This is a genomic window from Streptococcus oralis subsp. oralis, from assembly GCF_002096495.1.
Taxonomy (GTDB): Bacteria; Bacillota; Bacilli; order Lactobacillales; family Streptococcaceae; genus Streptococcus; species Streptococcus oralis_CU.
The window spans coordinates 367,318-393,149 of sequence record NZ_NCUO01000011.1 but is presented as its reverse complement, the minus strand read 5'-3'; the positions used below and the strand labels follow the sequence as shown (position 1 = coordinate 393,149).

Below are 25,832 nucleotides of genomic sequence, written 5' to 3'. Positions count from 1 at the left end.
GGAATTATGGGATTTATACGTGCAGCCTTATCAGCAGGCTTAAATAGTTTTAATGATAGTAAATTCAAGGAAGCCATTGTCCTTCCAGATAATGTCTCTGGCGATGCCTTGGCCGTCAAGGGACAATTACTCACAAAAGACCCAGATGGACGTTCTCGTCACAGCAATCAAAATACTGGACTCTTGTCGGATGGCAGTGTGGTTATCGTTCCCCAAGGCTATACCGCTGTTTTGGTAAACAACGGTACCTTCCTTGGTGAAGTCCTCGAAGCTGGTAGCCACGAATGGCAAGCTGGTGATAATGCCTGGCTCCTTGAAAAAGGTGGTTTAAAAGGCACTTGGGAAAACTTTAAAAACCGTTTCTCTTTCGGTGGACAAGTCATCACCCAACAAGAAATTATTTTTATCCGCATGCAACCTATTGCAGGTAATAAGTTCGGCACACAAAATGCGGTCGAATACTTCAGCGAACGTTACCAACAGCTGCTTAATATCCGTTTCTATGGCTTGTTTGATGTAAAAATAGCAGATCCAGTCCTCTTCTACGTGAGTTCTGTTAGCCGTCAAATTACTGACGGACAGCCATTTACTCTCCAAGATGTAGCTCAAGGAACGCTCCGTCAAAATATCGCACCGAAAATCGCGATTGCCATTGCCAAATACACCAACGAAAACAAGGTTGATATCTATAGCCTCAATGCCAATCAAGACACCTTTAACGAACTCGCTAAACAAGAGGTTAACAAGGTTTGGACAGGTCTCTACGGGATTGAAGCAACTAATATCTTGCTTGAAGACCTCAGCTACGACCAAGAAAGTCTTGATATCGTTCGCAAGCTTGATAGTGAGCTCGTGGCAATGAAGTACAACACGATTGAAATCGAAGAACGCCGTGCTCGAAACGAAGCGCTTATTGCTGCAGCTGCCAACGAAGGGAATGGCAATGGGATGAACATGTTTATGGGCATGAATCTTGGCCAAACTCTCGGTGGTCAACTAAGCCAACAAGTCCAAAATCAAGCACCGGCTCAAAATACTGGACAAACTGCCAGCAAGAATTTTTATATCGAAGTCGATGGAAAATACGTTCTCGTTACCAAAGACGAAGATGGAAATATCGTACCAGTCAACTAATCAAGTTCCTTCTGACATTTGAGTAATGTTGTCTTTTATGGTACAATAAAGAGTAAATTATTTTATTAAAGAGGTAAAAACATGATTGAAGCAAGTAAATTAAAGGCTGGTATGACCTTTGAAACAGCTGACGGAAAATTGATCCGCGTTTTGGAAGCTAGCCACCACAAACCAGGTAAAGGAAACACCATCATGCGTATGAAATTGCGTGATGTCCGTACTGGTTCTACATTTGACACAAGCTACCGTCCAGAGGAAAAATTTGAACAAGCTATCATCGAGACTGTCCCAGCTCAATACTTGTACAAAATGGATGACACAGCCTACTTCATGAACACAGAAACTTACGACCAATACGAAATCCCTGTAGTCAACGTTGAAAACGAATTGCTTTACATCCTTGAAAACTCTGATGTGAAGATCCAATTCTACGGAACTGAAGTGATTGGTGTTACCGTTCCTACTACTGTCGAATTGACAGTTGCAGAAACTCAACCTTCTATCAAAGGTGCTACTGTTACAGGTTCTGGTAAACCAGCAACGATGGAAACTGGACTTGTCGTAAACGTTCCAGACTTCATCGAAGCAGGACAAAAACTCGTTATCAACACTGCAGAAGGAACTTACGTTTCTCGTGCCTAATCTCTAGAAAGAGGTCATTCTATGGGAATTGAAGAACAACTTGGCGAAATCGTTATCGCCCCACGTGTACTTGAAAAAATCATTGCTATTGCTACTGCAAAAGTAGAGGGTGTTCACTCTTTTTCAAACAAATCAGTATCTGACACCCTTTCAAAACTTTCTCTCGGCCGTGGTGTTTATCTAAAAAACGTGGACGAAGAACTCACAGCAGATATCTATCTCTACCTTGAGTACGGAGTAAAAGTTCCTAAGGTAGCTGTTGCTATCCAGAAAGCTGTTAAAGATGCCGTTCGTAATATGGCTGATGTAGAACTCGCTGCTATCAATATTCACGTTGCAGGTATCGTTCCAGATAAAACACCAAAACCAGAATTGAAAGATCTATTTGACGAGGACTTCCTCAATGACTAGTCCACTATTAGAATCTAGACGCCAACTCCGTAAATGCGCTTTTCAAGCTCTCATGAGCCTTGAATTCGGTACGGATGTCGAAACTGCTTGTCGTTTCGCCTATACTCATGATCGTGAAGATACGGATGTGCAACTTCCAGCCTTTTTGACAGAGCTAGTTTCTGGTGTTCAGGCTAAAAAGGAAGAACTAGACAAGCAAATTACACAGCATTTAAAAGCAGGTTGGACCATCGAGCGTTTAACGCTCGTGGAGAGAAACCTCCTTCGCTTGGGAGTCTTTGAAATCACTTCATTTGACACCCCTCAGTTGGTTGCTGTTAACGAAGCTATCGAGCTTGCAAAGGACTTCTCAGATCAAAAATCTGCCCGTTTTATCAACGGACTGCTCAGCCAGTTTGTAACAGAAGAACAGTAAAAAGAAAAAGTGTTTGATATCTATCAAACACTTTTTCTTTACTTCCTACTATCTAAAAATCAAATAATAAATATAAAATAAGATTGACGGAGCATAGGGAATTGCATTATAGAAACTATGACAAACAATGGTAAATCGAAGACTACCCGTAACTCGATAAGCGACTGCAAATAGAAGACCAAGAATACTATAAATGATGAGACTGATGGGGTCACGATGGGATAGAACCAAGTGACTGAGCCCAAAGATGAAAGAAGACAAGATCACATCCAAATAAAACTCCGACTTTGGAAAGAAGGTATTCATAAAATAACCCCTATAGATTGTCTCCTCAACAACAGGTACAATCGAAATGTTAAAGATTAAAAATACAAGACTTGATAGAGTCGTTTCTCGTCCATTTAAGTAAAGTTCCGAAAGAAGGTCTTGGAAAATAAAGCTATGGTCAATCAATCGAATGTTCTGCATTCTAAATCCATTTAAAAAAGAATAGATAAGGAAACAAGCCACCAAGAAAGCGAGATAAGACCAGCGCCAACCCTTTTTCTCGAAGATAAAGAGCATCTTCTTCTTTTTCAACCACAAAACGAATAAAAAGAAAATAAGTAACACTTCTCCAACTAGGAAGATTATATAGCTGTCCATTCCTAAACCAAAGGTCCTAGCTAGAGTTATAGCTCCTAATGGCGTTAAATAAATGTACAGGAATATTAAAACCATACAGATTCCTAAATGTATTGTCTTTTTCATTCTTTCTCTCCTAATGGTAAACTCTCTATTAGGGCAATATAGAGGATATACTATTTATTGTTTTTCTTATTTATCTAGAGTATTCATGTTTATCCATGCTCTATTATCAAAATAGCTAGAACAAAATGTTCTAGCTTTTAAATTTTCTTAGTATTTTCTAAAGCGTTGGTAACGTTCTTCGATAAGTTGGTCGAGTGGTAGTTCTTGCAACCTATTTAGTTCTGCATGCAATTCATTTTTAACGCAACCTAGCAGTTCTTTACTTGACAGCCCTGCTTCTGAGATTACCTTGTCTACGATTCCCATTTCTAGGAGTTCATGTGAAGTGATTTTCATCAACTCCGCCGCTTCCATAGCACGACTTCCATCCTTCCAAAGGATAGAGGCAAATCCTTCCGGGCTAAGTACTGCGTAGATTGAGTTTTCTAACATCCAGACACGATTAGCTACGGCTAGAGCTAGAGCCCCACCAGATCCACCTTCACCGATAATAATCGCGATGATTGGAACCTTGAGGTCACTCATTTCCATCAGGTTTCGGGCAATTGCTTCACCTTGTCCACGTTCCTCGGCTCCAACACCTGGGTAAGCACCCGCCGTATTGATAAAAGTCACAACTGGTCGGCCAAACTTTTCTGCCTGTTTCATCAGGCGCAAGGCCTTACGATAGCCTTCTGGATGAGGTTGCCCAAAATTCCGTTTGAGGTTATCATGAAGACTTTTTCCCTTTTGGATACCAACGACAGTTACTGCTTGGTCACCTAACCAACCAATTCCACCGATGATCGCACCATCATCACGGAAAGAGCGATCTCCATGCAATTCGATAAACTCGTCAAAGATTCCATTGGCAAAATCAAGTGCGGTCAAGCGACTCTGCTCGCGTGCCTCTCTGACTATTTTTGCAATATTCATCCGCGACTTCCTCCATGCAATCTTACTAATTTAGCAATTGTTTCAGGCAATTCTCTCCGTTTAACAATTGCATCAACAAATCCATGTTCAAGTAGAAATTCTGCCTTTTGGAAGTCATCCGGCAAGGTCTCACGAACTGTATTTTCGATAACACGACGTCCAGCAAACCCAACCAAACTCTGTGGCTCCGCTAGGATAATATCACCTTCCATAGCAAAAGAAGCAGTCACCCCACCTGTTGTCGGATCGGTTAAAATAGTTAGGTAAAAAAGTCCTGCCTTGGAATGACGTTGAACCGCCGCAGAAATCTTAGCCATTTGCATCAAACTCATGATTCCTTCTTGCATACGGGCTCCACCAGAAGCTGTGAAGAGAACGACTGGCAAGTTTTCTACCGTTGCATACTCAAACAAGCGCGTGATTTTTTCACCCACAACGGTTCCCATAGAAGCCATGATAAAGTTTGAATCCATGATCCCAAGGGCAACTTTTTGCCCCTTGATGCTAGCTGTACCAGTTAGTACTGCTTCATCCAAACCTGTCTTTTCACGCATAGTAGCCAATTTTTTCTGGTAGGCAGGAAAGTTTAATGGATCTTGAGTTTTAATACCTGTAAACATCTCCACAAAGCTACCAGAATCAATCGTCAAATCCAAGCGTTCCTGAGCTGAAATACGGAAAGTATAGCTACAATGGGGACAAATTCGTTCGCTCCCAAGATCCTTTTGATAAATGGTGTGTTTACAACCAGGACACTGGGAGAAGAGTTCATCCGGAACCTCAGGCTTGGCTTGTGGTTTCTGCCTTACGGAACGGTTAGGATTGATCCGAATATACTTATCCTTTTTACTAAATAGAGCCATAACTCCCCCTTTTAGTTCTCATACTATTTGAAAGTCTATTCTTTTTCTTGGTATTTTGGCAAGAAAGTTTCCATCAAGAAGGAAGTATCGTAGTCACCAGCGATAACTCGGCGGTCTGAAATCAGATCCAACTGGAAGTCTGCATTGGTTTGCACTCCTTCAATATCAAGTTCATAAAGTGCCCGTTGCATCTTCATAAGAGCATCAAAACGATTCTCCCCATGAACAATGATTTTAGCAATCATACTATCATAGTAAGGGGGAATAGTATAACCTGGATAAACTGCTGAGTCCACGCGCAAGCCAACTCCACCACTTGGTAGATAGAGATTGGTAATTTTACCTGGGCTTGGAGCAAAGTTAAATGCTGGATTTTCCGCATTGATCCGGCACTCGATAGCATGACCTCGTAGGACGATATCTTCTTGTTTGAAAGGTAAAGGTTGCCCGGCAGCAATGCGAATCTGTTCCTTCACGATATCAACACCTGAAACAAACTCTGTGACTGGGTGCTCCACTTGCACACGAGTATTCATTTCCATGAAGTAGAAATTGCCACTCGCTTCATCGAGAAGAAATTCAATCGTCCCTGCATTTTCATAACCTACAGACTCTGCTGCACGAACGGCTGCAGCACCAATTTCATGACGAAGGGTTTTGCCAATCGCAATGGATGGGCTTTCTTCTAAGACCTTTTGGTTATTCCGTTGAAGTGAACAATCCCGTTCACCAAGATGGACAACATGACCCTCTTGGTCCGCAAGGATCTGAACCTCAATATGGCGAGCTGGATAGATCACACGCTCAAGATACATAGCGCCATTTCCAAAGTTGGCCTTGGCTTCGCTGGATGCTGTTTCAAAGGCTGCGACCAAGTCTTCTGCCTTTTCAACCTTACGAATCCCTTTTCCACCACCACCTGCCGATGCCTTAAGCATGACTGGATAGCCAATTTTTTCTGCAACTGCAAGCGCCTCTTCAGCCGTGTGAACTTCACCATCAGATCCTGGGATAACTGGAACTCCAGCCTTGATCATTTGCTCACGCGCATTGATCTTATCTCCCATGGTATCCATTACAGCCCCAGAAGGGCCGATAAACTTAATCCCCACTTCATCACACATCGTGGCAAACTTGGAGTTTTCGCTAAGAAAACCAAAACCTGGGTGGATGGCTTCTGCTTCTGTCAAGACTGCAGCAGACAAAATAGCGTTGATATTGAGATAAGATTCTGTCGCCTTACCAGGTCCAATACAGATAGCTTCATCCGCTAGGAGTGTGTGAAGAGCTTCCTTATCAGCAGTTGAATAAACTGCCACGGTCGCAATGCCCAATTCACGCGCAGCTCGAATAATGCGAACCGCAATCTCACCACGGTTGGCAATTAAAATTTTACGAAACATGGAGAACCTCCTTAGTTTCCAATTGCAAAGGTAAGAGTACCACTCGCTGCAAGCTTACCATCTACTTCAGCCTTTGCTTCAACCACAGCAATCGTACCACGACGTTTGACAAAAGTAGCCGTCATGACCAATTGATCACCTGGTACAACTTGCTTCTTGAACTTAACCTTGTCCATGCCAGCGTAAAAGACCAGTTTCCCTTTATTTTCAGGTTTGGACAATTCCAAGACACCAGCAGTCTGAGCCAAGGCTTCCATGATTAGAACACCTGGCATGACTGGGTATTGTGGAAAATGACCATTAAAGAAAGGTTCGTTTATCGTGACATTTTTAATGGCAACAATAGTATCTTCACTCACTTCCAAGACACGGTCCACTAGGAGCATAGGGTAGCGATGGGGTAGAGCTTCTTTAATTCCTTGAATATCGATCATTTGATACGTACCAATCCTTTACCGAACTCAACCATTTCTTCATTTGAAACGAGAATTTCTGTCACCACACCATCCTTAGGTGCAGGAATTTCATTCATGACTTTCATGGCTTCGATGATCACCAAAGTCTGACCTTTTTTAACACTATCCCCGACTGTGACAAAGGCAGGTTTATCTGGTCCAGCAGCCAAGTAAGCCACCCCTACAAGTGGGCTCTCAACGACATCACCCTCTGGAGCAACCGTCGTTTCAGCTGGTGCTGGAGCTTCTTCCACTGCACTCTCTACTGGAGTTGAAGGGGCCGAAACTACTGGACTAGCAACCACTGCAGCTGGCACTGGAGCAACTTGAGCTGGTGCTTCAGAAGCCATTCTTGCTTCATTCTTACTAAACTGCAATTCGTCCGTTCCATTTTTATAAGAAAATTCTCTCAAACTTGATTGGTCAAATTGAGCCATCAAGTCCTTGATTTCATTTAAATTCATAATTATTTATTCTCCCAACGTTTGAAAGCAAGAACCGCGTTGTGTCCGCCAAAACCAAAAGTGTTTGAAATAGCATAAGGGATTTCTTGCTCCAAGCCTTTTCCATAAACGACATTGGCTTCGATATAGTCTGACAACTCGCTTGTACCAGCTGTCATTGGTACATAGTTATGACGCATGGCTTCGATGGTAGCGATGGCTTCTACTGCCCCTGCAGCACCAAGCAAGTGTCCTGTAAAGGACTTGGTTGAAGATACAGGTACTTCTTTACCAAGGACAGCTACGATCGCACCACTTTCTCCTTTTTCATTAGCAGGAGTTGAAGTTCCGTGGGCGTTGACGTAAGCCACTTGCTCTGGAGAAATTTCTGCTTCTTCCAAAGCCAACTTCATAGCCTTAATCGCACCTTGACCCTCTGGATGAGGTGAAGTCATATGGTAAGCATCACAGGTATTACCGTAGCCAACTACTTCAGCCAAGATAGTTGCACCACGTTTTTCAGCATGTTCAAGGCTTTCAAGAACCAACATTCCTGAACCTTCTCCCATCACAAATCCGTTACGATCTTTGTCAAATGGGATAGAAGCACGAGTTGGATCCTCTGTAGTTGATAGGGCGGTCAAAGCTTGGAAACCAGCGATAGCAAAAGGAGTGATAGATGATTCTGATCCACCAACTAACATGACATCTTGGAAACCAAACTTGATAGAGCGGAAGGCATCCCCAATGGCATCGTTTGATGAAGCACAGGCTGTATTGATTGATTTACAGATACCGTTTGCTCCGAAACGCATGGCAACATTTCCTGAAGCCATATTTGGCAAGGCTTTTGGAAGTGTCATTGGTTTAACGCGTTTTGGACCTTTTTCATGAAGACGGATAACCTGATCTTCGATTTCTTTAATTCCCCCAATACCAGAAGCCACGATGACACCAAAGCGATCCTTATCGATTGCTTCTACATCAAGATTTGCATTTGTCACTGCTTCTTGAGCCGCATATAAGGCATACAAAGAATAGTTGTCAAAACGATTGGTATCTTTTTTGACAAAGTATTTATCAAATGGGAAATCTTGAACTTCTGCCGCATTGTGCACAGCAAATTCGCTGTGGTCAAACTTAGTGATTTCTCCAATTCCAATTTTCCCAGTTTGCAAACTGTTCCAAAATTCTTCTGGAGTATTTCCGATAGGAGAGGTCAATCCGTAACCTGTTACTACAACTCGATTTAGTTTCATCTGTCTTACCTATATCTTTCCTTATTTTTTACATGCTAAGTCCGCCATCAACAGCGAGAACTTGTCCAGTCAAATAATCCTGTCCAGCCAGGAACACTGTAGCATCTGCGATATGTTCTGCTTGACCAAAATGTTTCATTGGGATTTGAGCCAATGTCGCTTCCTTGACCTTATCAGATAAAACAGCCGTCATATCTGATTCGATCATTCCTGGTGCAAGAGCATTTACGCGTACGTTGCGATTGGCAACTTCACGCGCAACTGACTTGGTAAAACCAATCAAACCTGCTTTAGAAGCTGCATAGTTGGCTTGTCCGATATTTCCCATCAAACCGACCACACTAGACATATTGATAATCGCACCTTCACGTGCCTTGATCATCTGTTTCAAAACTGCTTGCGTCATGTTGAAGGCACCTGTCAAGTTGATCTTAATCACTTTTTCAAAGTCTTCTTCAGTCATCTTGAGCATAAGCGTATCTTGAGTGATCCCAGCATTGTTGACCAAGACATCGACAGAACCGAGTTCTGCAATCGCTTGATCTATCATACGCTTGGCATCTGCAAAGTCTGAAACATCACCTGAAATCGGTACTACTTTGACACCATAGTTTGAAAACTCAGCTAGCAATTCTTCTGAGATTGCTCCTCGACTATTCAAGACTACATTAGCGCCTAGTTGGGCAAATTTGTGAGCAATGGCAAGTCCGATACCACGACTTGAACCTGTTACAAAGACATTTTTGTTTGTAAGTTGCATTCTATTTCTCCTATTTCCTGTTGTATTTTGTGGGAGAAGGGATCATTAGTTTCCTAACAAAGCATCCAAGCTTGCTTGGTCTTCAACGTTAGCTAGCTGAGCTGTTTTATCGATTTTTTTGACAAAGCCTGATAGGACCTTACCAGGACCAATTTCAATAAAGTTGGTTACCCCAGCATCCTGCATCACAGCAATACTTTCATAAAAACGAACAGGTTCTTTGACCTGACGCGTCAAAAGCTCTTGGATTCGACCTTTTTCCATAACAGCAGCTTCCGTATTGCCGACTAGTGGGCAAGTAAAGTCAGAGAAACTCACTCCTTCAAGAGCTCCAGCTAGTTGCTGACTGGCTGGCTCAAGAAGAGCTGTATGGAAAGGACCAGATACATTTAAAGGAATCAATCGTTTGGCTCCTGCTTCCTGCAAGAGTTGGACCGCACGGTCAACTGCAGCCACTTCACCACCAATGACGATTTGGCTTGGAGTATTGTAGTTAGCTGGAGTGACTATACCGACTTCAGAAGCAGTTTTGCAAGCTTCCTCTATCACATCTACTGGAGTATTGAGGACGGCTACCATCTTGCCTGAACCAGCAGGCGCCGCCTCTTCCATATAAGCCCCGCGCTTAGCAACCAAGGCAACTGCCTCTTCAAAGTCCAAGGCACCGCTTGCTACAAGAGCAGAATATTCACCAAGAGACAATCCTGCTACCATATCCGGCTGATAACCCTTTTCTTTCAATAGTCGGTAAATAGAAACCGAGGTCGCCAAAATAGCTGGCTGTGTATAACGAGTCTGGTTTAACTTTGTTTCTTCCTTATCAATCAAGTCACGAAGGTCATAACCCAGTACTTGACTAGCTTGATCAATGGTTTCCTTGACAATAGGATAGTGTTCATAGAGGTCTCGTCCCATCCCAAGATATTGAGCACCTTGACCGGCAAATAGAAAGGCTGTTTTAGTCATTTCTTACAACTCCTGCCCAACGAGAGGCTTCTTCTTGAATTTTTTTGGCAGCGCCATAGTATAGATCTTTTAGGATTTCTTCGACAGTTTCCTCTTTAGAAACCAAACCAGCGATCTGACCTGCCATGACGGATCCACCTTCTACATCTCCATGAACAACGGCTTTAGCAAGAGCACCAGCTCCCATTTGCTCAAAGATTTCTAAATCTGGATCTTCTTGTTTAAAGGCATCCTTTTCAGCCTGTTCAAAGTCACGTGTCAACTGATTTTTAATGGCGCGAACAGCATGTCCAAAATGTTGAGCTGAAATAGTCGTATCGATATCACGCGCTTTTAAGATTTTTTCCTTGTATTTTGGATGGGCGTTAGATTCCTTGGCTACTACGAAACGCGTACCAACTTGAACAGCCTCTGCACCAAGCATAAAGCCTGCAGCGACACCTTCACCGTCCGCAATTCCTCCAGCTGCGATAACCGGAATTGAAACAGCTGCAGCAACTTGGCGAACCAAGGTCATCGTTGTTAATTTACCAATATGTCCACCGGCTTCCATTCCCTCTGCAATAACCGCATCTGCACCAATTTTTTCCATGCGTTTTGCCAAAGCAACACTTGGAACAACAGGAATAACTGTAATTCCTGCATCATGGAAACGAGTCATGTATTTACTTGGATTTCCTGCACCAGTTGTAACCACCTTGACCCCTTCTTCAATCACGAGATCAACGATGTCTTCTACAAAAGGTGACAAGAGCATGATGTTGACACCAAAAGGTTTGTCCGTAAGTGATTTGATTTTATCGATATTAGCCTTTACGACCTCTTTAGGTGCATTCCCACCACCGATAATTCCTAGACCACCAGCTTTTGATACTGCACCAGCCAAGTCACCGTCTGCAACCCAGGCCATTCCTCCTTGAAAAATAGGATAATCAATGTTCAATAATTCTGTAATACGTGTTTTCATAGTGCCTCCATCATTCCTTGCTTACGTAATAGTTCGATGAATTTATCGTTTGAGTTTCAAACTATTACCTAAACAAGAGGGAGTGGGTTTCCCCTACTCCTTCTAGTAATATGTTAATTATTTTGTTTGCTCTTCAACGTAGGCAACCAAGTCACCAACTGTTTTCAAGTTATCTTCTGCTTCGATTTGGATATCGAAAGCATCTTCGATTTCAGAGATTACTTGGAATAAGTCCAATGAATCTGCATCCAAATCATCAAAAGTAGATTCAAGTGTTACTTCTGATGCTTCTTTCCCAAGTTCTTCAACGATAATTTCTTGTACTTTTTCAAATACTGCCATGATAGGACTCCTTTAAAATATAAAAAATTTATAACTATGTGTTTACCACATGATTACCTAGATTGTAAGAATGAGTGTGCCCCATGTCAAACCTCCACCGAAGCCTGATAGGAGAATCGTCTGGCTACCATCTAAACGAATCATACCATTCTCCACACACTCTGAGAGCAAAATCGGGATACTTGCTGCACTGGTATTCCCATACTCCGTCATATTGGCAGGAAGCTTGTCTCGGTCTACGCCTATTTTCTTTGCCATCTTATCCAAAATGCGGATATTTGCCTGATGAAGCAGGAGATAATCCAATTCCGATGCTGCGATTGGACCATTTTCAATGGTTTCTTTGATCGATCTAGCAACATCACGATTTGCAAAATCAAAAACTGCTCGTCCATCCATTTTCAAAAAAGCAGGAACTGCTTCTTGATACGAGAAAGGAGAAGCCAAAGCCGTTTGACCATAGGTCAAACACTCGCTCCGAGAGCCATCCGTATAGAGACTTTCCACAAGGAAGTGACGTGTTTCGCTCGCTTCCAAGAGAACCCCACCAGCACCATCCCCAAAGAGAACAGCTGTCGAACGATCTGACCAATCAACTGCCTTGGATAAGGTCTCAGCCCCGATAACAATCCCTTTTTTGAACTGTCCAGAACTTAAAAACTTTTCTGCAGTTGAGAGAGCGAATACAAAGCCACTACAAGCTGCTGTCAGATCAAAGGCGAAAGCTCTATGCGCTCCGATATTTGCCTGAACTCGAGCTGCCGTGGAAGGCATCATCGAGTCTGGAGTAATCGTCGCTACAATGATAAAATCAATCTGATCCGCTGTTAAGCTCCCTTTAGCCAACAAGCTCTTAGCTACTTCTGTCGCCAAATCACTTGTAGACTCTGTTTTTGAGATATGTCTCTGTTTAATTCCTGTCCGACTTGAAATCCACTCATCGCTTGTGTCCATGATTTGGGCTAAGTCATGATTAGTGACCACTTGCTCTGGAACATAATGAGCAACCTGGCTTATTTTTGCAAAAGCCATTATTTCAAATCCTCCAAGAATTGATAAAGATTGATTAATCCTCTACCCATAACTTCTATTTCCTCAGGACTCATGCCATCGATGATTTTTTCGACCATTGCCTTGTGAAAACGTCTATGAAGACGATGGACTAACCGACCTTTCTTGGTCAAATGCAGATACACTACACGTCTATCCTGATCAGAACGAATACGCTCAATATAACCTTTTCTTTCCAGGTTATTCAAGCTCGTCGTCACTGTCCCAAGAGTTACCATCAGTTCTTTTGAAACCTTACTTGGCGTTGCCTCCGGGAACTTCCCAATCACATCAATCGTGTGCATTTCTTTGATGGAGATGTCTTTGAATCGACTACCTCGTAAGCTAACCTCCTCGATCACAAGGACGTTATTAAAAATAGATGTTAGATAATCATTTACTTGTTGGTAGTCCAAATCGTTTCCCTCCCTCTAAAAAACTTTCACAATCAAAGCATTTGATAAAAGAAGTATATCAAACTTCAAAAAATTGTGCAAGTATTTTTTTACATTCCTGTAAATTTTGGTCTTCTTCTTTCAGAATGTGCTCGAACCCCTTCTTTAAAGTCTTCAGTTAAAGATAACGATTCTTGTAATTCCAATTCTAATTCAGCATAATTCTGCCAATCCTTAAATTGACTTTCCCAAACTAGCTTTTTAATCGCTGCGTATGAGTTTGCTGAACCTCTTCTTAATTTTTTCAGAACCTGTTCTCTTGTTTTTTCTAATTTGTCAACTTCACAAACACGGTATACCACGCCCCATTCTAGCGCTTTTTCAGCAGTCAAAGCTTCACCTGTCATGGCAAGTTGTGCAGCCCGTGTTACCCCGATACTACGACTCAAGAGATGAATCCCACCAGCGTCTGGCGCCAATCCAACTCCGACAAAGGCTTGAATGAATTTTGCCTTGTCAGTCGCTAAACAGAAATCAACTGCTACTGCCATATTTGCTGCAGCACCAGCAACCGCTCCATCTACCTCCATCAAAACAGGTTTTGGAATTTGCTTGATTTTAAAAGAAATTGTATTGACTAATTCTGCAATCTTATTCAAAGAAGGGATATCATCTTCGTCTACTGCTCGTTTCATCTCAACCAAGTCTCCCCCAACTGAAAAAACCTTCCCATTAGCATTAATCAAGATGAACTGCACAGCTTGATCCTGCTCTGCTAGAGTCAAAGCTTCTAAAATCTCCTCACACATTGGGATATGGAAACCATTTGCCACTTCGGGACGATTCAAAGTAATGATAGCCAGATCATCTACGATCTGATATAAGATATGATTCATAGCTTCTCCTTTTCTTTTGTAAGGTAATAAAATTGTTTTATCATCAAAGTATACCTTTTTTTGGATAAAGAGGCAAGGAAAAAACTAAAGGAAAGTGTCTCAGCTGATTATTTACCCATCATTTATGAGTGTGAGTAAAATTTGACACTCTTACTTTTAAATCGTTATCGCTTTTCAGAATAAGTTAGTGTTTTCTTCTATTATAATAGGAAGTTATTTTCGTCATTGAAAAATGCCCCTCTTTCTGCTATAATCGTATAAAATACTTACTTGAGGAGTCCTTATGAAGGTTGTAAAATTTGGCGGAAGCTCGCTTGCCTCTGCTGGTCAGTTAGAAAAAGTCTTAAATATCGTTAAAAGTGATAAAGAACGCCGTTTTGTAGTCGTTTCTGCACCCGGAAAACGCAATGCTGAAGATACCAAGGTAACTGATGCCTTGATTAAATACTATCGCGACTACGTGGCTGGAAATGACATCAGTGCTAGCCAAAGCTGGATCATTGACCGTTATGCCGCTATGGTTAGTGAACTAGGGTTAAAACCTGCTGTTTTAGAAAAAATCTCTAAAAGTATTCGGGCCTTGGCAACTCTTCCTATAGAGGACAATGAATTTCTCTATGATACCTTCCTAGCGGCTGGAGAAAATAACAATGCCAAATTGATTGCAGCCTACTTTAACCAAAACGGTATCGATGCACGCTATGTTCACCCAAGAGAAGCTGGAATTGTTGTCACAAGTGAACCTGGAAACGCACGTATCATTCCATCTAGTTATGACAAGATTGAAGGCTTGGCTGATAGCACCGAAGTCCTTGTCATCCCTGGTTTCTTTGGTGTGACTAAGGAAAATCAAATCTGTACTTTTTCACGTGGAGGTTCAGATATCACAGGTTCTATCATTGCAGCAGGTGTTAAGGCTGATCTCTATGAGAACTTTACAGACGTAGATGGTATCTTTGCTGCCCATCCTGGTATTATCCACCAACCACACTCCATTCCTGAATTAACCTACCGTGAAATGCGTGAGTTGGCTTACGCTGGATTTTCAGTTCTTCATGACGAAGCTCTTCTACCCGCTTACCGCGGAAAAATTCCTCTTGTCATCAAGAATACCAACAACCCTGACCACCCAGGAACACGCATTGTTTTAGAACATAGTAGTGATAAATTCCCTGTAGTAGGAATTGCGGGTGACTCAGGATTCGTCAGCATCAACATGTCAAAATACCTCATGAACCGCGAAGTCGGGTTTGGTCGCAAGGTTCTTCAAATCCTTGAGGACCTCAATATCGGTTGGGAACACATGCCTACAGGTATTGACGATCTTTCAATCATCCTCCGCTCTCGTGAATTAACTCCTATCAAAGAAGAAGAAATTCTACGTCAACTCGTTCAAAAGGCTGAAGTGGACCATGCTGAAATCGAACATGACCTTTCCATCATTATGATTGTCGGAGAAAAGATGAAGAGCCATATCGGGGTAACTGCTACTGCAACACGGGCTTTGTCTGAGAATAAAATCAACATCCAGATGATGTCCCAAGGTTCAAGTGAAGTTTCCATCATGTTTGTTGTCAATAAAGAGCAAGAGAAGGCCGCTATCAAGGCTCTCTATCATGCCTTTTTCGATGAAAGTAAGGAAGACTAATCATGGCCCAATCACTCAATCAAGTCATTGACCTCCAAACCACTGGGACATCTTACCTCTCTATCTCTGGAAAAGTTGGAAAATTTTTAGTCGGGGATCAAGCCTTAGAGTTTTATCCTGATGTCAATGTCGAACAATATATCCAAATCCCCTGGTCCAGCATTCAGCAAATCGGAGCCAACGTAAGTGGTCGCAAGATCAGCCGCCACTTTGAAGTCTTCACTGATCAAGGAAAATTTCTCTTTGCTTCAAAAGACTCTGGAGCTATCCTCAAAATCGCTCGGGAAAAATTAGGAAACGACAAGGTCGTGAAACTTCCGACTCTACTACAGACCATTGGACAAAAACTTAAAAATCTATTTGCAAAAAAGTAGAAACTTTAGTATAATCATAGCAACGGATAAGTAGGTTATCCTCTTCTTTCAGAAAGTCTGCGGGTGTTGCGAGCAGATAGGAGGGATAGGTGAAATTCTACCGTTGTTCACAATTAAATACAGAATCAAGTGCACACCTGTGAAGTTGGATGGAACCGTGGCCCTGCCACTCCAACACTTTGTCAGGTGTGCTTTTTTTCATAAAGGAGTTCTTATGTTAGATATTAAACGTATTCGTACAGATTTTGATGCTGTCGCTGAAAAATTAGCTACACGTGGTGTAGATGCTGCTATCTTAAATGAGATGAAAGAAATCGATGCTAAACGTCGTGACATCTTGGTCAAGGTTGAAACTTTAAAAGCAGAACGTAACACAGTTTCAGCTGAGATTGCCCAAGCTAAGCGCAACAAGGAAAATGCCGATGACAAGATTGCTGCGATGCAAACCCTATCTGCTGAAGTCAAAGCCTTGGATGCTGAATTGGCGGACATCGATGCTAAATTAACAGAATTTACCACTACTCTTCCAAACATCCCTGCCGACAGCGTTCCTGTTGGAGCTGATGAAGATGACAATGTGGAAGTCCGTCGTTGGGGGACTCCACGTGAGTTTGACTTCGAGCCAAAAGCTCACTGGGATCTTGGTGAAGACCTTGGTATCCTTGACTGGGAACGTGGCGGTAAGGTAACAGGAGCTCGTTTCCTCTTCTATAAAGGACTTGGGGCTCGTTTGGAACGTGCTATCTACAATTTCATGTTGGATGAGCATGGTAAAGAAGGCTATACGGAAGTTATCACACCTTACATTGTTAACCATGACTCTATGTTTGGTACTGGTCAATATCCAAAATTCAAGGAAGATACTTTTGAATTGAAAGACACTAATTATGTCCTCATTCCTACAGCCGAAGTGCCTTTGACAAATTACTACCGTGATGAAATCCTTGACGGTAAAGACCTACCAATCTACTTTACCGCTATGAGCCCTTCATTCCGTTCTGAGGCTGGTTCAGCTGGTCGTGATACACGTGGTTTGATTCGTCTACACCAATTCCACAAGGTTGAAATGGTCAAATTTGCCAAACCAGAAGAATCATACGAAGAATTGGAAAAAATGACAGCCAACGCTGAAAATATTCTTCAAAAACTCAACCTTCCATACCGTGTGGTGGCCCTCTCTACTGGGGACATGGGCTTCTCAGCTGCCAAGACTTACGACTTGGAAGTTTGGATTCCAGCCCAAAATACCTATCGTGAAATCTCAAGCTGTTCAAATACAGAAGATTTCCAAGCCCGTCGTGCTCAAATCCGTTACCGTGATGAAGCAGATGGCAAGGTGAAACTCCTTCACACCTTGAATGGTTCTGGACTTGCAGTTGGACGTACAGTGGCTGCCATTCTTGAAAACTACCAAAATGAAGATGGTTCTGTAACTATTCCAGAAGCACTTCGTCCATATATGGGTGGATCTGAAGTTATCAAACCATAAAAAAATAAGGCCTAGCTATTTCTAGCTAGACCTTTTTTCGTAACCAAATCAGATAAGCACCCAAGACAAAGAATAAAATAGTGAGGCAAATAACGGTTTCAGCCAATACCAGATAATCCAGAAATGGAAGTTTCAAAATTCCCTGAGCCATCTTGAGCGAAGTAGCTGTGATAATGGTTGGGAAGGTTAGGGCTGAGAAGGCTGGTTGAAATCCTTGTTTTAAAATATTGGGCAGGCGAGTTAAAACAAAGAAAAAGAAGGACTGAGATGCCAAAATCATGACAATCAAGAGCCAAGTCGGTAGGCCTGCTCCTCCAACTCGAACTAGAGAAGCTAAGAGTAGGGAAAAGGGAGCACAGTAGATTCCTTCCTGTCCAAGCAAGGCCACTGGGAGTGGATGTTTCTTTAAATCGCTATAAATAAGGGGATAGAGATAGAAGGTCAAGACAAAACCAAAACTCAAGGTCGCATAGGCAATTTCAATGATTCCGACAAGAGGATAGGTCAAGGCTGCTACTGCTATCCCCACATAGAGTACCGTCCAGCTAGGAGTCGCATTGACCCTCCGACCTGGACAGGCAAATTTGATGGTAAAAGTAGCAATCAAAGCCAAATCCAAGAGAAATGAAAACCACCAGATCCCTTGTGCTACTATAGGAAGAGCAGGGAATACGCGAAAGACATAGGTCGATAAAATCATCCCAGCCATAGGAAAAGTGGCCATCCCAGATAAAAGAGGGGGCCTGGTCAATTCTTTCTTGGTTTCAGACCAATTTCTTAGATGAAGAAGGAGAAAGAAGATCCATAAGACCAATCCAGTCAAACTAAATAAGTGCGATAGAACAGGCCAAGTATCCGCAATCAGGTTTCCTGCACCTGCCAAACCTAACAAACAACCAGAAAATACCAAGGGTAGTTTTTTCATGGCAACCTCCGTTAATCATATTATTATTAGTATAGCATAAAAGCCCTTAAAATAGCATAGAAAAATGAAGACTGGTTTACTCAGCCTTCATTTTTTCTTTATGATTCCAACTAGGCATAGGGTTGCAATTCTGGGTTAATAGGCGTATTGGCTAGGTTATTAGCATAGTTACAAAGGCTGGCTAGACTGACACCGAGAACAACATCCAAGGCATTTTGTTGCGTGTAGCCAGCTTCCAAAAATTCAGCCAAGGCTTCATCTCCTACACGACCCTTAGTATTGATGACCGCCAAGGTAAACTTAGCTAGAGTATCTAGTTTTGGATCTGTTTCAATCGGAGTGCGGTTGCGGAGAGCTTGGAGAAGATCATCATTCATCTGGATTTGTTTGATCGAAAAGGCGGTATGACCAGCCACGCAGAAAGCACAACCATTGGTTACGGCAGCTGTGATTTGTACTACTTCGCGTTCCACTGGTGTCAAGCTATTGCGACGGTTGATGGCTCCGACAGTTCGGTAGGCTTCAAGCGCGGTAGGAGCATTAGCCAAGAGACCGATTAGGTTGGGAATATAGCCGTTGTTGTCTTTTTGTACTGTTTCAAGAACTTCTTTTACTTCTGCTGGTGCTGATTCTACTGTGTGGATGGTAAATGTTGTCATAAGAAACCTCTTTTCATTTTATTGTCATTTAGTCTATCATAGAATTTTCCACTTGGATAATATATATTTTCAATCGCCTTGATAGGAAATGTCTATGAAATGAAAAAAATCACACTAAAAGTGTGATTGGGTTAGTGTTTAAAATACTTTTTAGTCTCAGCAATGACGACTGGCGACAAGACTAAGAGGGCAATCAAGTTTGGTAAAGCCATCAAGGCATTGACGATGTCTGCGATAATCCAAACCATATCCAACTCGATAAATCCTCCCAGCAAGACCATGAGCACAAAGACCACTCGATAGAGCCAGATAAAGCGAACGCCAAACAGAAACTCGAAACAGCGCTCTCCGTAGTAATTCCAGCCGAGAATTGTCGTAAAGGCAAAGAGAACCAGAAATATGGTCAAAAGAGCAGGGCCAAAATGCGAAAAAATTGTTGAGAAGGCTGACTGGGTAAGGGCTACTCCATTCAAATCACCGCTCCAAACCCCAGTTACCAAGATTGTCAGACCTGTCAGAGTACAGATAATCAACGTATCAATAAAGGTCCCTGTCATAGAAATCAAGCCTTGCTCAACAGGCTCATTTGTCTTAGCCGCAGCCGCTGCAATCGGAGCTGAACCAAGACCAGATTCGTTAGAGAAGACTCCTCGCGCCACACCATTTTGAATCGCAGTACGGATAGTCGCACCTGCAAATCCTCCTACTGCAGCTACAGGGCTAAAAGCAGAGGTAAAGATGAGGGCAAGTGTGGCTGGAATTTTCTCGATATTAAAGAGAATGACTGTAAGAGTTCCCAGAATATAGACAATAGCCATAAAAGGGACGACTGCTGTTGAAATCTTGGAAATGGATTTGAGTCCACCAAAGACTGCAATCGCGACAAAAACAGACAAAACGAGAGCTGTGATAGCTGGATCAATTTGAGCTGTATTTTGGATAGATTCTGTAATCGAATTGACTTGGGTAAAGGTACCAATCCCTAGAAGGGCTACCAATACACCCGCTAGGGCAAAGAAGATAGCAAGTGGACGCCACTTTTCTCCCATCCCCAAAAGGATGTAGTGCATGGGGCCTCCAGCTACAGCTCCATTTGCATCCTTAGTACGGTATTTGATGGCCAGTAAGCCTTCGGCATACTTGGTCGCCATCCCAAAGAAGGCCGCCATCCACATCCAAAAGAGGGCACCTGGTCCCCCAACCTTAATGGCTGTCGCAACTCCGATGATATTTCCCGTACCAACGGTGGCAGCTAGAGCTGTACAAAGAGCTGCAAAGCTCGACACATCGCCATGTCCCTTGTCCTTGGTAAAAATCAACTGAAAGGCCTTAGGGAGACGAGCCACCTGCAAAAGCCCTAGTCGGATGGTCAGATAAATTCCCGTTCCGACCAATAAGATTAAGAGGGGAGGTCCCCAAACGAAAGCATCAAGCGCTTTTAGCAATTCTAACATGTCCTACTCCTATCTTTCAACCCCAAAAGAAAGAGCACATGCAAGATACATGTACTCTGGAATGCTTAGATAAATGCCAAAAAGCGGTCTATCCTAGCTCTGTCCTTTTACCTGAGAGTTTGAGCAGTTTCCTGCCTTGCCCCTTCGGTGCCTTTACGGTCTCTCCAGAGTTCCGTCCATTTACAGTCATGGAAAACAAACCTTTCTCCACTTCTATTAAACTTCATTCGGTGTTGGTATTTAATTTTTTATTATTTTACAAGAAAAGTTAGTTTTTGTCAATATATTATTTGAAAAAAGATGGATTTTCACTTCTTTTTCAAAAAAAGAGAAGTACTCTTTTTTAACCTTTAAAGGTCACAATGGTTGCGCCACTACCGCCAGCATTTTGTGGAGCATAGCCGAAAGTTTTAACATGCTTGTTTCTTTGTAGGTATTTGGTGACACCCTCACGGATGACTCCCGTTCCGATACCATGGATGATGTCGACTTGCGCCATGTTATTGAGCAGAGCTTGGTCGATAAAGGCATCTAGCTCATTCATGGCCTCTTCGTACCGTTTGCCTCGGAGATCCAGTCTCGCTTGCGGACCACGACCAGAAGCACGTTTGACGACATTGACTTGTTTTTTCTTGACTGGGGCTTCTTGTTGGGCCTGAACAAGGTCAAATTCTTTCTCTTCCAAGGTCATCTTGATCAAGCCAACTTGGGCTTCCCAGCGGCCGTCCTTAAGCTGATCGGTCAAGGTTCCTCTTTGACCATAACTGAGAACCACGATATCATCTCCCACCTTCGGAGCTCGTTTTTTCTTGGCTTTTTGAAGGACCTTGTTTTTAGACAAGTCGACTTTTTCAGGGGCTAGTTTTTTCAGCTCAGCCTTGGCTTCAATGATTTCGTGGGGTTTGAGTTGAGACTTACTGTGGAGGTTTTTCAGGATTTGGTCACTCTCACTTAGCGCTAGTTCCACAATCTCTGCAGCTTGTTCACGCGCCTTGTTAAGCTCAGTTTCCTTTTCACGATTGAGCTCGTTGTAAAGTTTTTTGAGTGCTCGGTTCATCTTGAGGTTTTCTTGCTCCACCTCTCGGATATTGTCCAAGCGTTTGCGGCTTTCCAATGTCTGCTCTTCCAATTGCTCAATGATGCGGTTGACGTCATTATCTTGGTTGACCTGCTGACTGGCATCCCCGACGATGACATCTGACAGTCCTAGGCGTTTGGCAATTTCAAAGGCATTGCTTCGACCAGGAACGCCCTGCATAAAGCGATAGGTCGGACGCAGACTGGCTGTATCAAACTCCATGCTGGCATTTTGCACAAAGGCTGTCTCAATACCGTAGGCCTTGAGTTCTGGATAGTGGGTCGTCGCCATGGTCTTAACCTGACGTAGACGAAGATCCTCCAGAATAGCCATAGCAAGGGCGGCTCCCTCTTGAGGATCTGTACCAGCCCCCAACTCATCCAAGAGTAAGAGTGAATGTTGGTTGACCTTGCCAAGAATATCTACGATATTGGTCATGTGACTGGAGAAGGTAGACAAGCTTTGCTCGATAGACTGCTCATCTCCAATATCTGCGAAGATTTCTTCGAAAATACCGACACGGCTCCCCTTATCAGCTAAAATGGGCAAGCCTGACTGGGCCATGAGTTGAGTCAAGCCCAGAGTTTTGAGCATGATGGTCTTCCCACCAGTATTGGGACCTGTAATGACAATGGCCGTTAATTCCTTACCAAAGTGTACATCGTTTGCGACAGCATTTTTGACCAAAGGATGGCGAACATGAAGGAGTTGAATCTCTTGATTCTCTGAAAGTTGAGGAACAACTGCTTGTCTTTCTTGGATGAAACGCACCTTGGCACGAATCAGATCCAGATGGCCGATAATCCAAGCGTCATTAGCAATCTCAGCAGCATGAGGACGAACCCGTTCCGATAGTTCTTGCAAGATGCGAATCATCTCATAACGCTCATCTGCTCGCAGACTAGCGATTTCTTCGCTCAGTTTCACGACCTCACGTGGCTCGATATAGACTGTGTTTCCACTAGCAGAGATGTCATGAACAACACCTGCAATCTTATTGCGATAGGTGTTCTTGACTGGTAAGACTTGACGACCATTTCTGCTAGCAATTATCCCTTCGGTCAACATCTGCGCTTTTTGCTTGAGCAAGTCTTGCAAGACATCTCGGACCTGACTCTCGCTATCATGAATTTTTCGACGAATGCGTGCTAGTTCTTCGCTGGCGAAATTCTCGATAAATCCTGCGTCATTTAGGGCTTGGAGACTCCCTTGCAAGTGTGGAAAATCATGCAGTTTTTCAAACCATCTCGCCAACTGCTCCAAGCGTACATTTTCAAGATTGGCATAAAAACTTTGCAACTCTCTGCTAGCAAGTAAGACCCGTTTGAGGAGTAGAAATTCCTCGATATTGAGGTCCGCCCCCATCTCCAGACGCTTGCAAACAGCTGATATCTCACGCGTCGCTAGGATGGTAAAGTGAGGTTGCTCCACAAATAGGGCTTGCATTTCCTCCATCTCTGTAAAGGCTTGTTTAATCTTATCCGCCTTGGCAGTTGGAGCTAAGCCTTTTAACTCCTCTAGTCCTTGTTCTGTCAAAAGATGCGGTTCAAACAAGGCTTTGATTTTATTAAATTCTAAGGTTTCTAGTATTTTTGTATTCATATTCTTTCCTTGTATGCTAGTTTACAAGATCATAGCAACTAGAGGTTTTGACCTAGTCCTCCAATCTGTAAACAAAGGGCTAGGAAAAATCCCGCCCTTTTTATCCGATTAAATTTGTCACCCAGAGTTGTTTGATAAAGTTTGTCGTAAAAGGGACACTTTGGATGATGTTTTTGGCTACTATACTTTTTTCGAGTGAATTTTGAATGACTGCTAGAGGCACTGTTGCGAGAATGGTCAGAGCCATTTGCAAGACAAATAAGGTTACTAATAGCGACAAAAGGCCTGCTCCGATACGCAACCATTTGACATCGAGCTTTTTAGTTGGAATCAAGTGTAGGAACAAACCGATAAAACGTCCGATACTGTAACAAATTCCGAAAACTAGAAGGTAGGCGAGACCCGCATAAAAGACCTTGTCTAGGTGAAACAGCTGGTCTGAAGGGAAGAAAAAGGTGCCCTGTCCTTCCTGAGGATTGGCATAAGGGACAAGCAAGTGGAAGTGATCTCCCAGCGATTTATAAAACTGTCCCGCAACAAAGGCTGAAATCACTGCAACGAGGAAATAATAACTTTGCAGCACCAAACCTCTACGGTAGCCGATGTAAAAGCCCCAAGCCAGAACCAATAAGAGTAGGATTGAAATCATAGGGAGTCCTCAATCTTGCTCTGTTCTTGTTTGACAGCAATCAACTTGTGGCGGAGTTCTAACAACTCTTGCTCCTTGTCATCAAATTCAATTTCACGGTTGAGTTGTGTAGACAGACAGTTGACCGCCAAAAGAAGCGCAATGATCTCATCATCCGCCCCAGGCATTTGTTCTTTAATTGCTTGGTATTTTTCAGTCGCAACCTTGGCAATTTCCTCCATAAAGAGGTTGTCATGCTCGGTTGTCAAGGTTAATGTCTTTTTCCCGAATGTAAACTTATATCGATTTAGATTTGCCATAAAATTCACCTCACGATATTATACCAAATTTCGCTAACTTTGTCAGTTTTTACCAATTCTCCTGCTTTTGTGGTACAATAGAGACTATGGCAAGTATCACACTCACACCAAGTGAACAGGAAATTCAGAGCTTTTTAAGTCAGTATCAGAAGGCTCTCAGTCCTAGTAAAAATCCTTATATTCGCTATTTTTTGAGACTGCCTCAGGCAACAGTTTCCATCTATACTTCTGGAAAAGTTCTTCTCCAGGGCGAAATGGCGGAGCAATACGCTAGTTTCTTTGGTTATCAAGTTCAACAAGAAAACAGTGGACAAGATTTTTCTATGATTGGGACTGATGAGGTGGGAAATGGTTCCTACTTTGGCGGACTAGCTGTCGTGGCTTCCTTCGTGACACCTGACCAGCATGACTTCCTACGAAAACTCGGTGTAGGGGATTCTAAGACTCTGACAGACCAAAAGATTCGTCAGCTTGCCCCTATCCTCAAGGAAAAGATCCAGCACCAAGCGCTCCTCCTTTCACCGAGCAAGTACAACGAAGTTATCGGAGAGCGTTTCAATGCTGTTTCTGTAAAGGTTGCCCTTCACAACCAAGCTATCTTTCTCCTGCTTCAAAAAGGAGTCCAGCCAGAGAAAATCGTGATTGATGCTTTTACAAGTCCTAAAAACTATGACAAGTACTTGGCGCAAGAAGCCAACCGTTTTCCAAATAAGATCACTTTGGAAGAAAAAGCTGAGGGCAAATACTTGGCTGTTGCGGTTAGCTCCATCATCGCTCGTGATCTCTTTCTTGAAAACTTGGAAAATCTTGGACGAGAACTGGGCTATCAACTGCCAAGTGGCGCTGGAACTGCATCAGATAAGGTTGCTAGTAAAATCCTTCAGGCCTATGGAATGAAAGGACTTCATTTCTGTGCCAAACTGCATTTTAAAAACACTGAAAAAGCCAAAGCACTTCTAGAAAGGTAAATCATGAATTCGTTTAAATCATTTCTAAAAGAATGGGGAGTTTTCTTCCTGATTATCGCGCTGGTAGGCCTTAGCCGCATTTTCCTTTGGAGCAATGTCCGCGTGGAAGGACACTCGATGGACCCTACCCTAGCCGACGGAGAAGTTCTCTTCGTTGTTAAACACCTCCCAATTGACCGCTTCGACATTGTGGTTGCGCATGAGGAAGAAGGAAATAAAGACATTGTCAAAAGGGTCATCGGTATGCCCGGAGATACCATCCGCTACGAAAATGACAAACTCTTTATCAACGGTGAAGAAACGAATGAACCTTACCTAGCTGAGTACCTCAACTTGTTCAAAACAGAAAAGTTGCAGAACACCTATACTGGAAAAGGATTTGAAGGCAATAAGGGAGTTTACTTTAGAGAACTTGCTCAAAAGGCACAGGCCTTTACAGTCGATATCAATTCCAATACCAGCTTCAGCTATACTGTCCCTCAAGGCGAATACCTTCTCCTTGGTGACGATCGTCTAGTCTCTAGCGACAGCCGTCATGTCGGTACCTTCAAGGCCAGCGATATAAAAGGTGAAGCAAAATTCCGTTTCTGGCCACTTAACCGTATCGGAACTTTTTAAGAT

29 protein-coding genes and 1 riboswitch are annotated in these 25,832 nt (G+C 42.9%); of the genes, 9 read left to right on the top strand and 20 right to left on the bottom strand.

Annotation, left to right across the window (positions count from 1 at the left end):
• The first annotated feature begins 6 nt into the window (after positions 1–6).
• The 4 genes from B7717_RS05430 (at position 7) to nusB (ending at position 2,602) form a co-directional block, all read left to right on the top strand.
• A complete protein-coding gene (locus B7717_RS05430; RefSeq protein ID WP_000505819.1) occupies positions 7–1,134 on the top strand; it encodes an SPFH domain-containing protein in 1,128 nt (375 codons plus the stop codon).
• Between the two features lie 81 nt (positions 1,135–1,215).
• The gene (gene efp, locus B7717_RS05425; protein ID WP_000568640.1) at positions 1,216–1,776 is read left to right on the top strand and encodes an elongation factor P; all 561 of its coding nucleotides are present in this window, start codon (positions 1,216–1,218) and stop codon (positions 1,774–1,776) included.
• Between the two features lie 21 nt (positions 1,777–1,797).
• Positions 1,798–2,187, top strand: coding sequence for an Asp23/Gls24 family envelope stress response protein (locus B7717_RS05420; RefSeq protein ID WP_000510584.1), 390 nt, complete (start codon positions 1,798–1,800; stop codon positions 2,185–2,187).
• Positions 2,180–2,602, top strand: coding sequence for a transcription antitermination factor NusB (gene nusB / locus B7717_RS05415; RefSeq protein ID WP_000203659.1), 423 nt, complete (start codon positions 2,180–2,182; stop codon positions 2,600–2,602). The genes B7717_RS05420 and nusB overlap by 8 nt, the downstream gene beginning before the upstream one ends.
• Positions 2,603–2,650: 48 nt before the next feature.
• Here the strand turns inward: nusB and B7717_RS05410 are convergent, their stop codons facing one another.
• The 14 genes from B7717_RS05410 to B7717_RS05345 all read right to left on the bottom strand — a co-directional run bounded on the left by B7717_RS05410 (position 2,651) and on the right by B7717_RS05345 (position 14,066).
• Positions 2,651–3,352 (bottom strand): CPBP family intramembrane glutamic endopeptidase, encoded by a 702-nt coding sequence (locus B7717_RS05410; RefSeq protein WP_084944340.1) that lies wholly within the window; start codon positions 3,350–3,352, stop codon positions 2,651–2,653.
• A 147-nt stretch (positions 3,353–3,499) separates the two neighbouring features.
• Positions 3,500–4,267, bottom strand: a complete 768-nt coding sequence (locus B7717_RS05405) for an acetyl-CoA carboxylase carboxyl transferase subunit alpha (RefSeq protein ID WP_042902822.1) — start codon at positions 4,265–4,267, stop codon at positions 3,500–3,502.
• Complete coding sequence (gene accD, locus B7717_RS05400) at positions 4,264–5,130, bottom strand: acetyl-CoA carboxylase, carboxyltransferase subunit beta (RefSeq protein ID WP_084944339.1); 867 nt, start codon at positions 5,128–5,130, stop codon at positions 4,264–4,266. Before accD ends, B7717_RS05405 begins: the two co-directional genes overlap by 4 nt.
• Positions 5,131–5,165: 35 nt before the next feature.
• Positions 5,166–6,533, bottom strand: coding sequence for an acetyl-CoA carboxylase biotin carboxylase subunit (gene accC, locus B7717_RS05395; protein WP_000488663.1), 1,368 nt, complete (start codon positions 6,531–6,533; stop codon positions 5,166–5,168).
• An 11-nt stretch (positions 6,534–6,544) separates the two neighbouring features.
• Positions 6,545–6,967 carry a 3-hydroxyacyl-ACP dehydratase FabZ gene (fabZ, locus tag B7717_RS05390; protein WP_000565515.1) on the bottom strand — a complete coding sequence of 141 codons (423 nt, stop codon included), beginning with the start codon at positions 6,965–6,967 and terminating at the stop codon, positions 6,545–6,547.
• Positions 6,964–7,452 carry an acetyl-CoA carboxylase biotin carboxyl carrier protein gene (accB, locus tag B7717_RS05385; RefSeq protein WP_001052299.1) on the bottom strand — a complete coding sequence of 163 codons (489 nt, stop codon included), beginning with the start codon at positions 7,450–7,452 and terminating at the stop codon, positions 6,964–6,966. The genes fabZ and accB overlap by 4 nt, the downstream gene beginning before the upstream one ends.
• 2 nt (positions 7,453–7,454) lie before the next feature.
• The gene (gene fabF, locus B7717_RS05380; RefSeq protein WP_049478074.1) at positions 7,455–8,690 is read right to left on the bottom strand and encodes a beta-ketoacyl-ACP synthase II; all 1,236 of its coding nucleotides are present in this window, start codon (positions 8,688–8,690) and stop codon (positions 7,455–7,457) included.
• A gap of 28 nt (positions 8,691–8,718) precedes the next feature.
• Positions 8,719–9,450 carry a 3-oxoacyl-[acyl-carrier-protein] reductase gene (gene fabG, locus B7717_RS05375; protein ID WP_001177611.1) on the bottom strand — a complete coding sequence of 244 codons (732 nt, stop codon included), beginning with the start codon at positions 9,448–9,450 and terminating at the stop codon, positions 8,719–8,721.
• A gap of 45 nt (positions 9,451–9,495) precedes the next feature.
• The gene (gene fabD, locus B7717_RS05370; RefSeq protein WP_000167654.1) at positions 9,496–10,416 is read right to left on the bottom strand and encodes an ACP S-malonyltransferase; all 921 of its coding nucleotides are present in this window, start codon (positions 10,414–10,416) and stop codon (positions 9,496–9,498) included.
• Positions 10,409–11,383 (bottom strand): enoyl-[acyl-carrier-protein] reductase FabK, encoded by a 975-nt coding sequence (gene fabK / locus B7717_RS05365; protein WP_000857451.1) that lies wholly within the window; start codon positions 11,381–11,383, stop codon positions 10,409–10,411. Before fabK ends, fabD begins: the two co-directional genes overlap by 8 nt.
• 117 nt (positions 11,384–11,500) lie before the next feature.
• The gene (locus B7717_RS05360; RefSeq protein ID WP_049478072.1) at positions 11,501–11,725 is read right to left on the bottom strand and encodes an acyl carrier protein; all 225 of its coding nucleotides are present in this window, start codon (positions 11,723–11,725) and stop codon (positions 11,501–11,503) included.
• A 57-nt stretch (positions 11,726–11,782) separates the two neighbouring features.
• Positions 11,783–12,757, bottom strand: a complete 975-nt coding sequence (locus tag B7717_RS05355) for a beta-ketoacyl-ACP synthase III (RefSeq protein ID WP_049478071.1) — start codon at positions 12,755–12,757, stop codon at positions 11,783–11,785.
• Complete coding sequence (gene fabT / locus B7717_RS05350; RefSeq protein WP_033630318.1) at positions 12,757–13,191, bottom strand: fatty acid biosynthesis transcriptional regulator FabT; 435 nt, start codon at positions 13,189–13,191, stop codon at positions 12,757–12,759. The genes B7717_RS05355 and fabT overlap by 1 nt, the downstream gene beginning before the upstream one ends.
• Positions 13,192–13,280: 89 nt before the next feature.
• Positions 13,281–14,066, bottom strand: a complete 786-nt coding sequence (locus B7717_RS05345; protein WP_084944338.1) for an enoyl-CoA hydratase — start codon at positions 14,064–14,066, stop codon at positions 13,281–13,283.
• Positions 14,067–14,349: 283 nt separating this feature from the next.
• Between B7717_RS05345 and B7717_RS05340 the strand changes: the two genes are divergently transcribed.
• From B7717_RS05340 to serS, 3 genes are all read left to right on the top strand, one after another.
• Entirely contained in the window at positions 14,350–15,714 is a 1,365-nt protein-coding gene (locus B7717_RS05340; RefSeq protein WP_049500877.1) for an aspartate kinase, read from the top strand.
• 2 nt (positions 15,715–15,716) lie between these two features.
• Positions 15,717–16,088 carry a DUF956 family protein gene (locus tag B7717_RS05335; protein WP_000079379.1) on the top strand — a complete coding sequence of 124 codons (372 nt, stop codon included), beginning with the start codon at positions 15,717–15,719 and terminating at the stop codon, positions 16,086–16,088.
• Between the two features lie 214 nt (positions 16,089–16,302).
• Complete coding sequence (gene serS / locus B7717_RS05330; RefSeq protein WP_049478069.1) at positions 16,303–17,577, top strand: serine--tRNA ligase; 1,275 nt, start codon at positions 16,303–16,305, stop codon at positions 17,575–17,577.
• A 25-nt stretch (positions 17,578–17,602) separates the two neighbouring features.
• On the opposite strand, the gene B7717_RS05325 is transcribed toward serS, so the two are convergent.
• From B7717_RS05325 to B7717_RS05300, 6 genes are all read right to left on the bottom strand, one after another.
• Entirely contained in the window at positions 17,603–18,502 is a 900-nt protein-coding gene (locus B7717_RS05325) for a TDT family transporter (RefSeq protein ID WP_084944337.1), read from the bottom strand.
• A gap of 110 nt (positions 18,503–18,612) precedes the next feature.
• Positions 18,613–19,161 (bottom strand): carboxymuconolactone decarboxylase family protein, encoded by a 549-nt coding sequence (locus B7717_RS05320; RefSeq protein ID WP_000206774.1) that lies wholly within the window; start codon positions 19,159–19,161, stop codon positions 18,613–18,615.
• A 131-nt stretch (positions 19,162–19,292) separates the two neighbouring features.
• On the bottom strand, positions 19,293–20,615 hold the full coding sequence (locus B7717_RS05315) for an alanine/glycine:cation symporter family protein (RefSeq protein WP_084944336.1): 1,323 nt from the start codon (positions 20,613–20,615) through the stop codon (positions 19,293–19,295).
• Between the two features lie 89 nt (positions 20,616–20,704).
• A riboswitch (glycine riboswitch) is annotated at positions 20,705–20,793 on the bottom strand.
• Positions 20,794–20,958: 165 nt separating this feature from the next.
• The gene (locus tag B7717_RS05310; protein ID WP_049478066.1) at positions 20,959–23,295 is read right to left on the bottom strand and encodes an endonuclease MutS2; all 2,337 of its coding nucleotides are present in this window, start codon (positions 23,293–23,295) and stop codon (positions 20,959–20,961) included.
• A 100-nt stretch (positions 23,296–23,395) separates the two neighbouring features.
• Positions 23,396–23,944, bottom strand: a complete 549-nt coding sequence (locus B7717_RS05305; protein WP_084944335.1) for a CvpA family protein — start codon at positions 23,942–23,944, stop codon at positions 23,396–23,398.
• Positions 23,941–24,243, bottom strand: coding sequence for a hypothetical protein (locus B7717_RS05300; RefSeq protein ID WP_000002026.1), 303 nt, complete (start codon positions 24,241–24,243; stop codon positions 23,941–23,943). The genes B7717_RS05305 and B7717_RS05300 overlap by 4 nt, the downstream gene beginning before the upstream one ends.
• A gap of 86 nt (positions 24,244–24,329) precedes the next feature.
• On the opposite strand from B7717_RS05300, the gene rnhC reads away from it, so the two are divergent.
• Positions 24,330–25,211 carry a ribonuclease HIII gene (gene rnhC / locus B7717_RS05295; protein WP_084944334.1) on the top strand — a complete coding sequence of 294 codons (882 nt, stop codon included), beginning with the start codon at positions 24,330–24,332 and terminating at the stop codon, positions 25,209–25,211.
• 3 nt (positions 25,212–25,214) lie between these two features.
• Positions 25,215–25,829, top strand: a complete 615-nt coding sequence (gene lepB, locus B7717_RS05290) for a signal peptidase I (RefSeq protein ID WP_084944333.1) — start codon at positions 25,215–25,217, stop codon at positions 25,827–25,829.
• Positions 25,830–25,832 lie beyond the last annotated feature (3 nt).

Excerpts from the sequence above, each read along its gene's own strand:
- B7717_RS05340 (WP_049500877.1), top strand. The coding sequence starts at position 14,350 with ATGAAGGTTGTAAAATTTGGCGGAAGCTCGCTTGCCTCTGCTGGTCAG.
- serS (WP_049478069.1), top strand. The coding sequence starts at position 16,303 with ATGTTAGATATTAAACGTATTCGTACAGATTTTGATGCTGTCGCTGAA.
- fabD (WP_000167654.1), bottom strand. The coding sequence starts at position 10,416 with ATGACTAAAACAGCCTTTCTATTTGCCGGTCAAGGTGCTCAATATCTT.
- efp (WP_000568640.1), top strand. The coding sequence starts at position 1,216 with ATGATTGAAGCAAGTAAATTAAAGGCTGGTATGACCTTTGAAACAGCT.
- B7717_RS05405 (WP_042902822.1), bottom strand. The coding sequence starts at position 4,267 with ATGAATATTGCAAAAATAGTCAGAGAGGCACGCGAGCAGAGTCGCTTG.
- B7717_RS05310 (WP_049478066.1), bottom strand. The coding sequence starts at position 23,295 with ATGAATACAAAAATACTAGAAACCTTAGAATTTAATAAAATCAAAGCC.
- fabZ (WP_000565515.1), bottom strand. The coding sequence starts at position 6,967 with ATGATCGATATTCAAGGAATTAAAGAAGCTCTACCCCATCGCTACCCT.
- accD (WP_084944339.1), bottom strand. The coding sequence starts at position 5,130 with ATGGCTCTATTTAGTAAAAAGGATAAGTATATTCGGATCAATCCTAAC.
- B7717_RS05430 (WP_000505819.1), top strand. The coding sequence starts at position 7 with ATGGGATTTATACGTGCAGCCTTATCAGCAGGCTTAAATAGTTTTAAT.
- B7717_RS05325 (WP_084944337.1), bottom strand. The coding sequence starts at position 18,502 with ATGAAAAAACTACCCTTGGTATTTTCTGGTTGTTTGTTAGGTTTGGCA.
- B7717_RS05360 (WP_049478072.1), bottom strand. The coding sequence starts at position 11,725 with ATGGCAGTATTTGAAAAAGTACAAGAAATTATCGTTGAAGAACTTGGG.
- B7717_RS05315 (WP_084944336.1), bottom strand. The coding sequence starts at position 20,615 with ATGTTAGAATTGCTAAAAGCGCTTGATGCTTTCGTTTGGGGACCTCCC.
- B7717_RS05335 (WP_000079379.1), top strand. The coding sequence starts at position 15,717 with ATGGCCCAATCACTCAATCAAGTCATTGACCTCCAAACCACTGGGACA.
- B7717_RS05410 (WP_084944340.1), bottom strand. The coding sequence starts at position 3,352 with ATGAAAAAGACAATACATTTAGGAATCTGTATGGTTTTAATATTCCTG.
- lepB (WP_084944333.1), top strand. The coding sequence starts at position 25,215 with ATGAATTCGTTTAAATCATTTCTAAAAGAATGGGGAGTTTTCTTCCTG.
- accB (WP_001052299.1), bottom strand. The coding sequence starts at position 7,452 with ATGAATTTAAATGAAATCAAGGACTTGATGGCTCAATTTGACCAATCA.
- B7717_RS05420 (WP_000510584.1), top strand. The coding sequence starts at position 1,798 with ATGGGAATTGAAGAACAACTTGGCGAAATCGTTATCGCCCCACGTGTA.
- fabG (WP_001177611.1), bottom strand. The coding sequence starts at position 9,450 with ATGCAACTTACAAACAAAAATGTCTTTGTAACAGGTTCAAGTCGTGGT.
- rnhC (WP_084944334.1), top strand. The coding sequence starts at position 24,330 with ATGGCAAGTATCACACTCACACCAAGTGAACAGGAAATTCAGAGCTTT.
- B7717_RS05300 (WP_000002026.1), bottom strand. The coding sequence starts at position 24,243 with ATGGCAAATCTAAATCGATATAAGTTTACATTCGGGAAAAAGACATTA.
- fabF (WP_049478074.1), bottom strand. The coding sequence starts at position 8,690 with ATGAAACTAAATCGAGTTGTAGTAACAGGTTACGGATTGACCTCTCCT.
- B7717_RS05345 (WP_084944338.1), bottom strand. The coding sequence starts at position 14,066 with ATGAATCATATCTTATATCAGATCGTAGATGATCTGGCTATCATTACT.
- B7717_RS05320 (WP_000206774.1), bottom strand. The coding sequence starts at position 19,161 with ATGACAACATTTACCATCCACACAGTAGAATCAGCACCAGCAGAAGTA.
- B7717_RS05355 (WP_049478071.1), bottom strand. The coding sequence starts at position 12,757 with ATGGCTTTTGCAAAAATAAGCCAGGTTGCTCATTATGTTCCAGAGCAA.
- nusB (WP_000203659.1), top strand. The coding sequence starts at position 2,180 with ATGACTAGTCCACTATTAGAATCTAGACGCCAACTCCGTAAATGCGCT.
- B7717_RS05305 (WP_084944335.1), bottom strand. The coding sequence starts at position 23,944 with ATGATTTCAATCCTACTCTTATTGGTTCTGGCTTGGGGCTTTTACATC.
- accC (WP_000488663.1), bottom strand. The coding sequence starts at position 6,533 with ATGTTTCGTAAAATTTTAATTGCCAACCGTGGTGAGATTGCGGTTCGC.
- fabK (WP_000857451.1), bottom strand. The coding sequence starts at position 11,383 with ATGAAAACACGTATTACAGAATTATTGAACATTGATTATCCTATTTTT.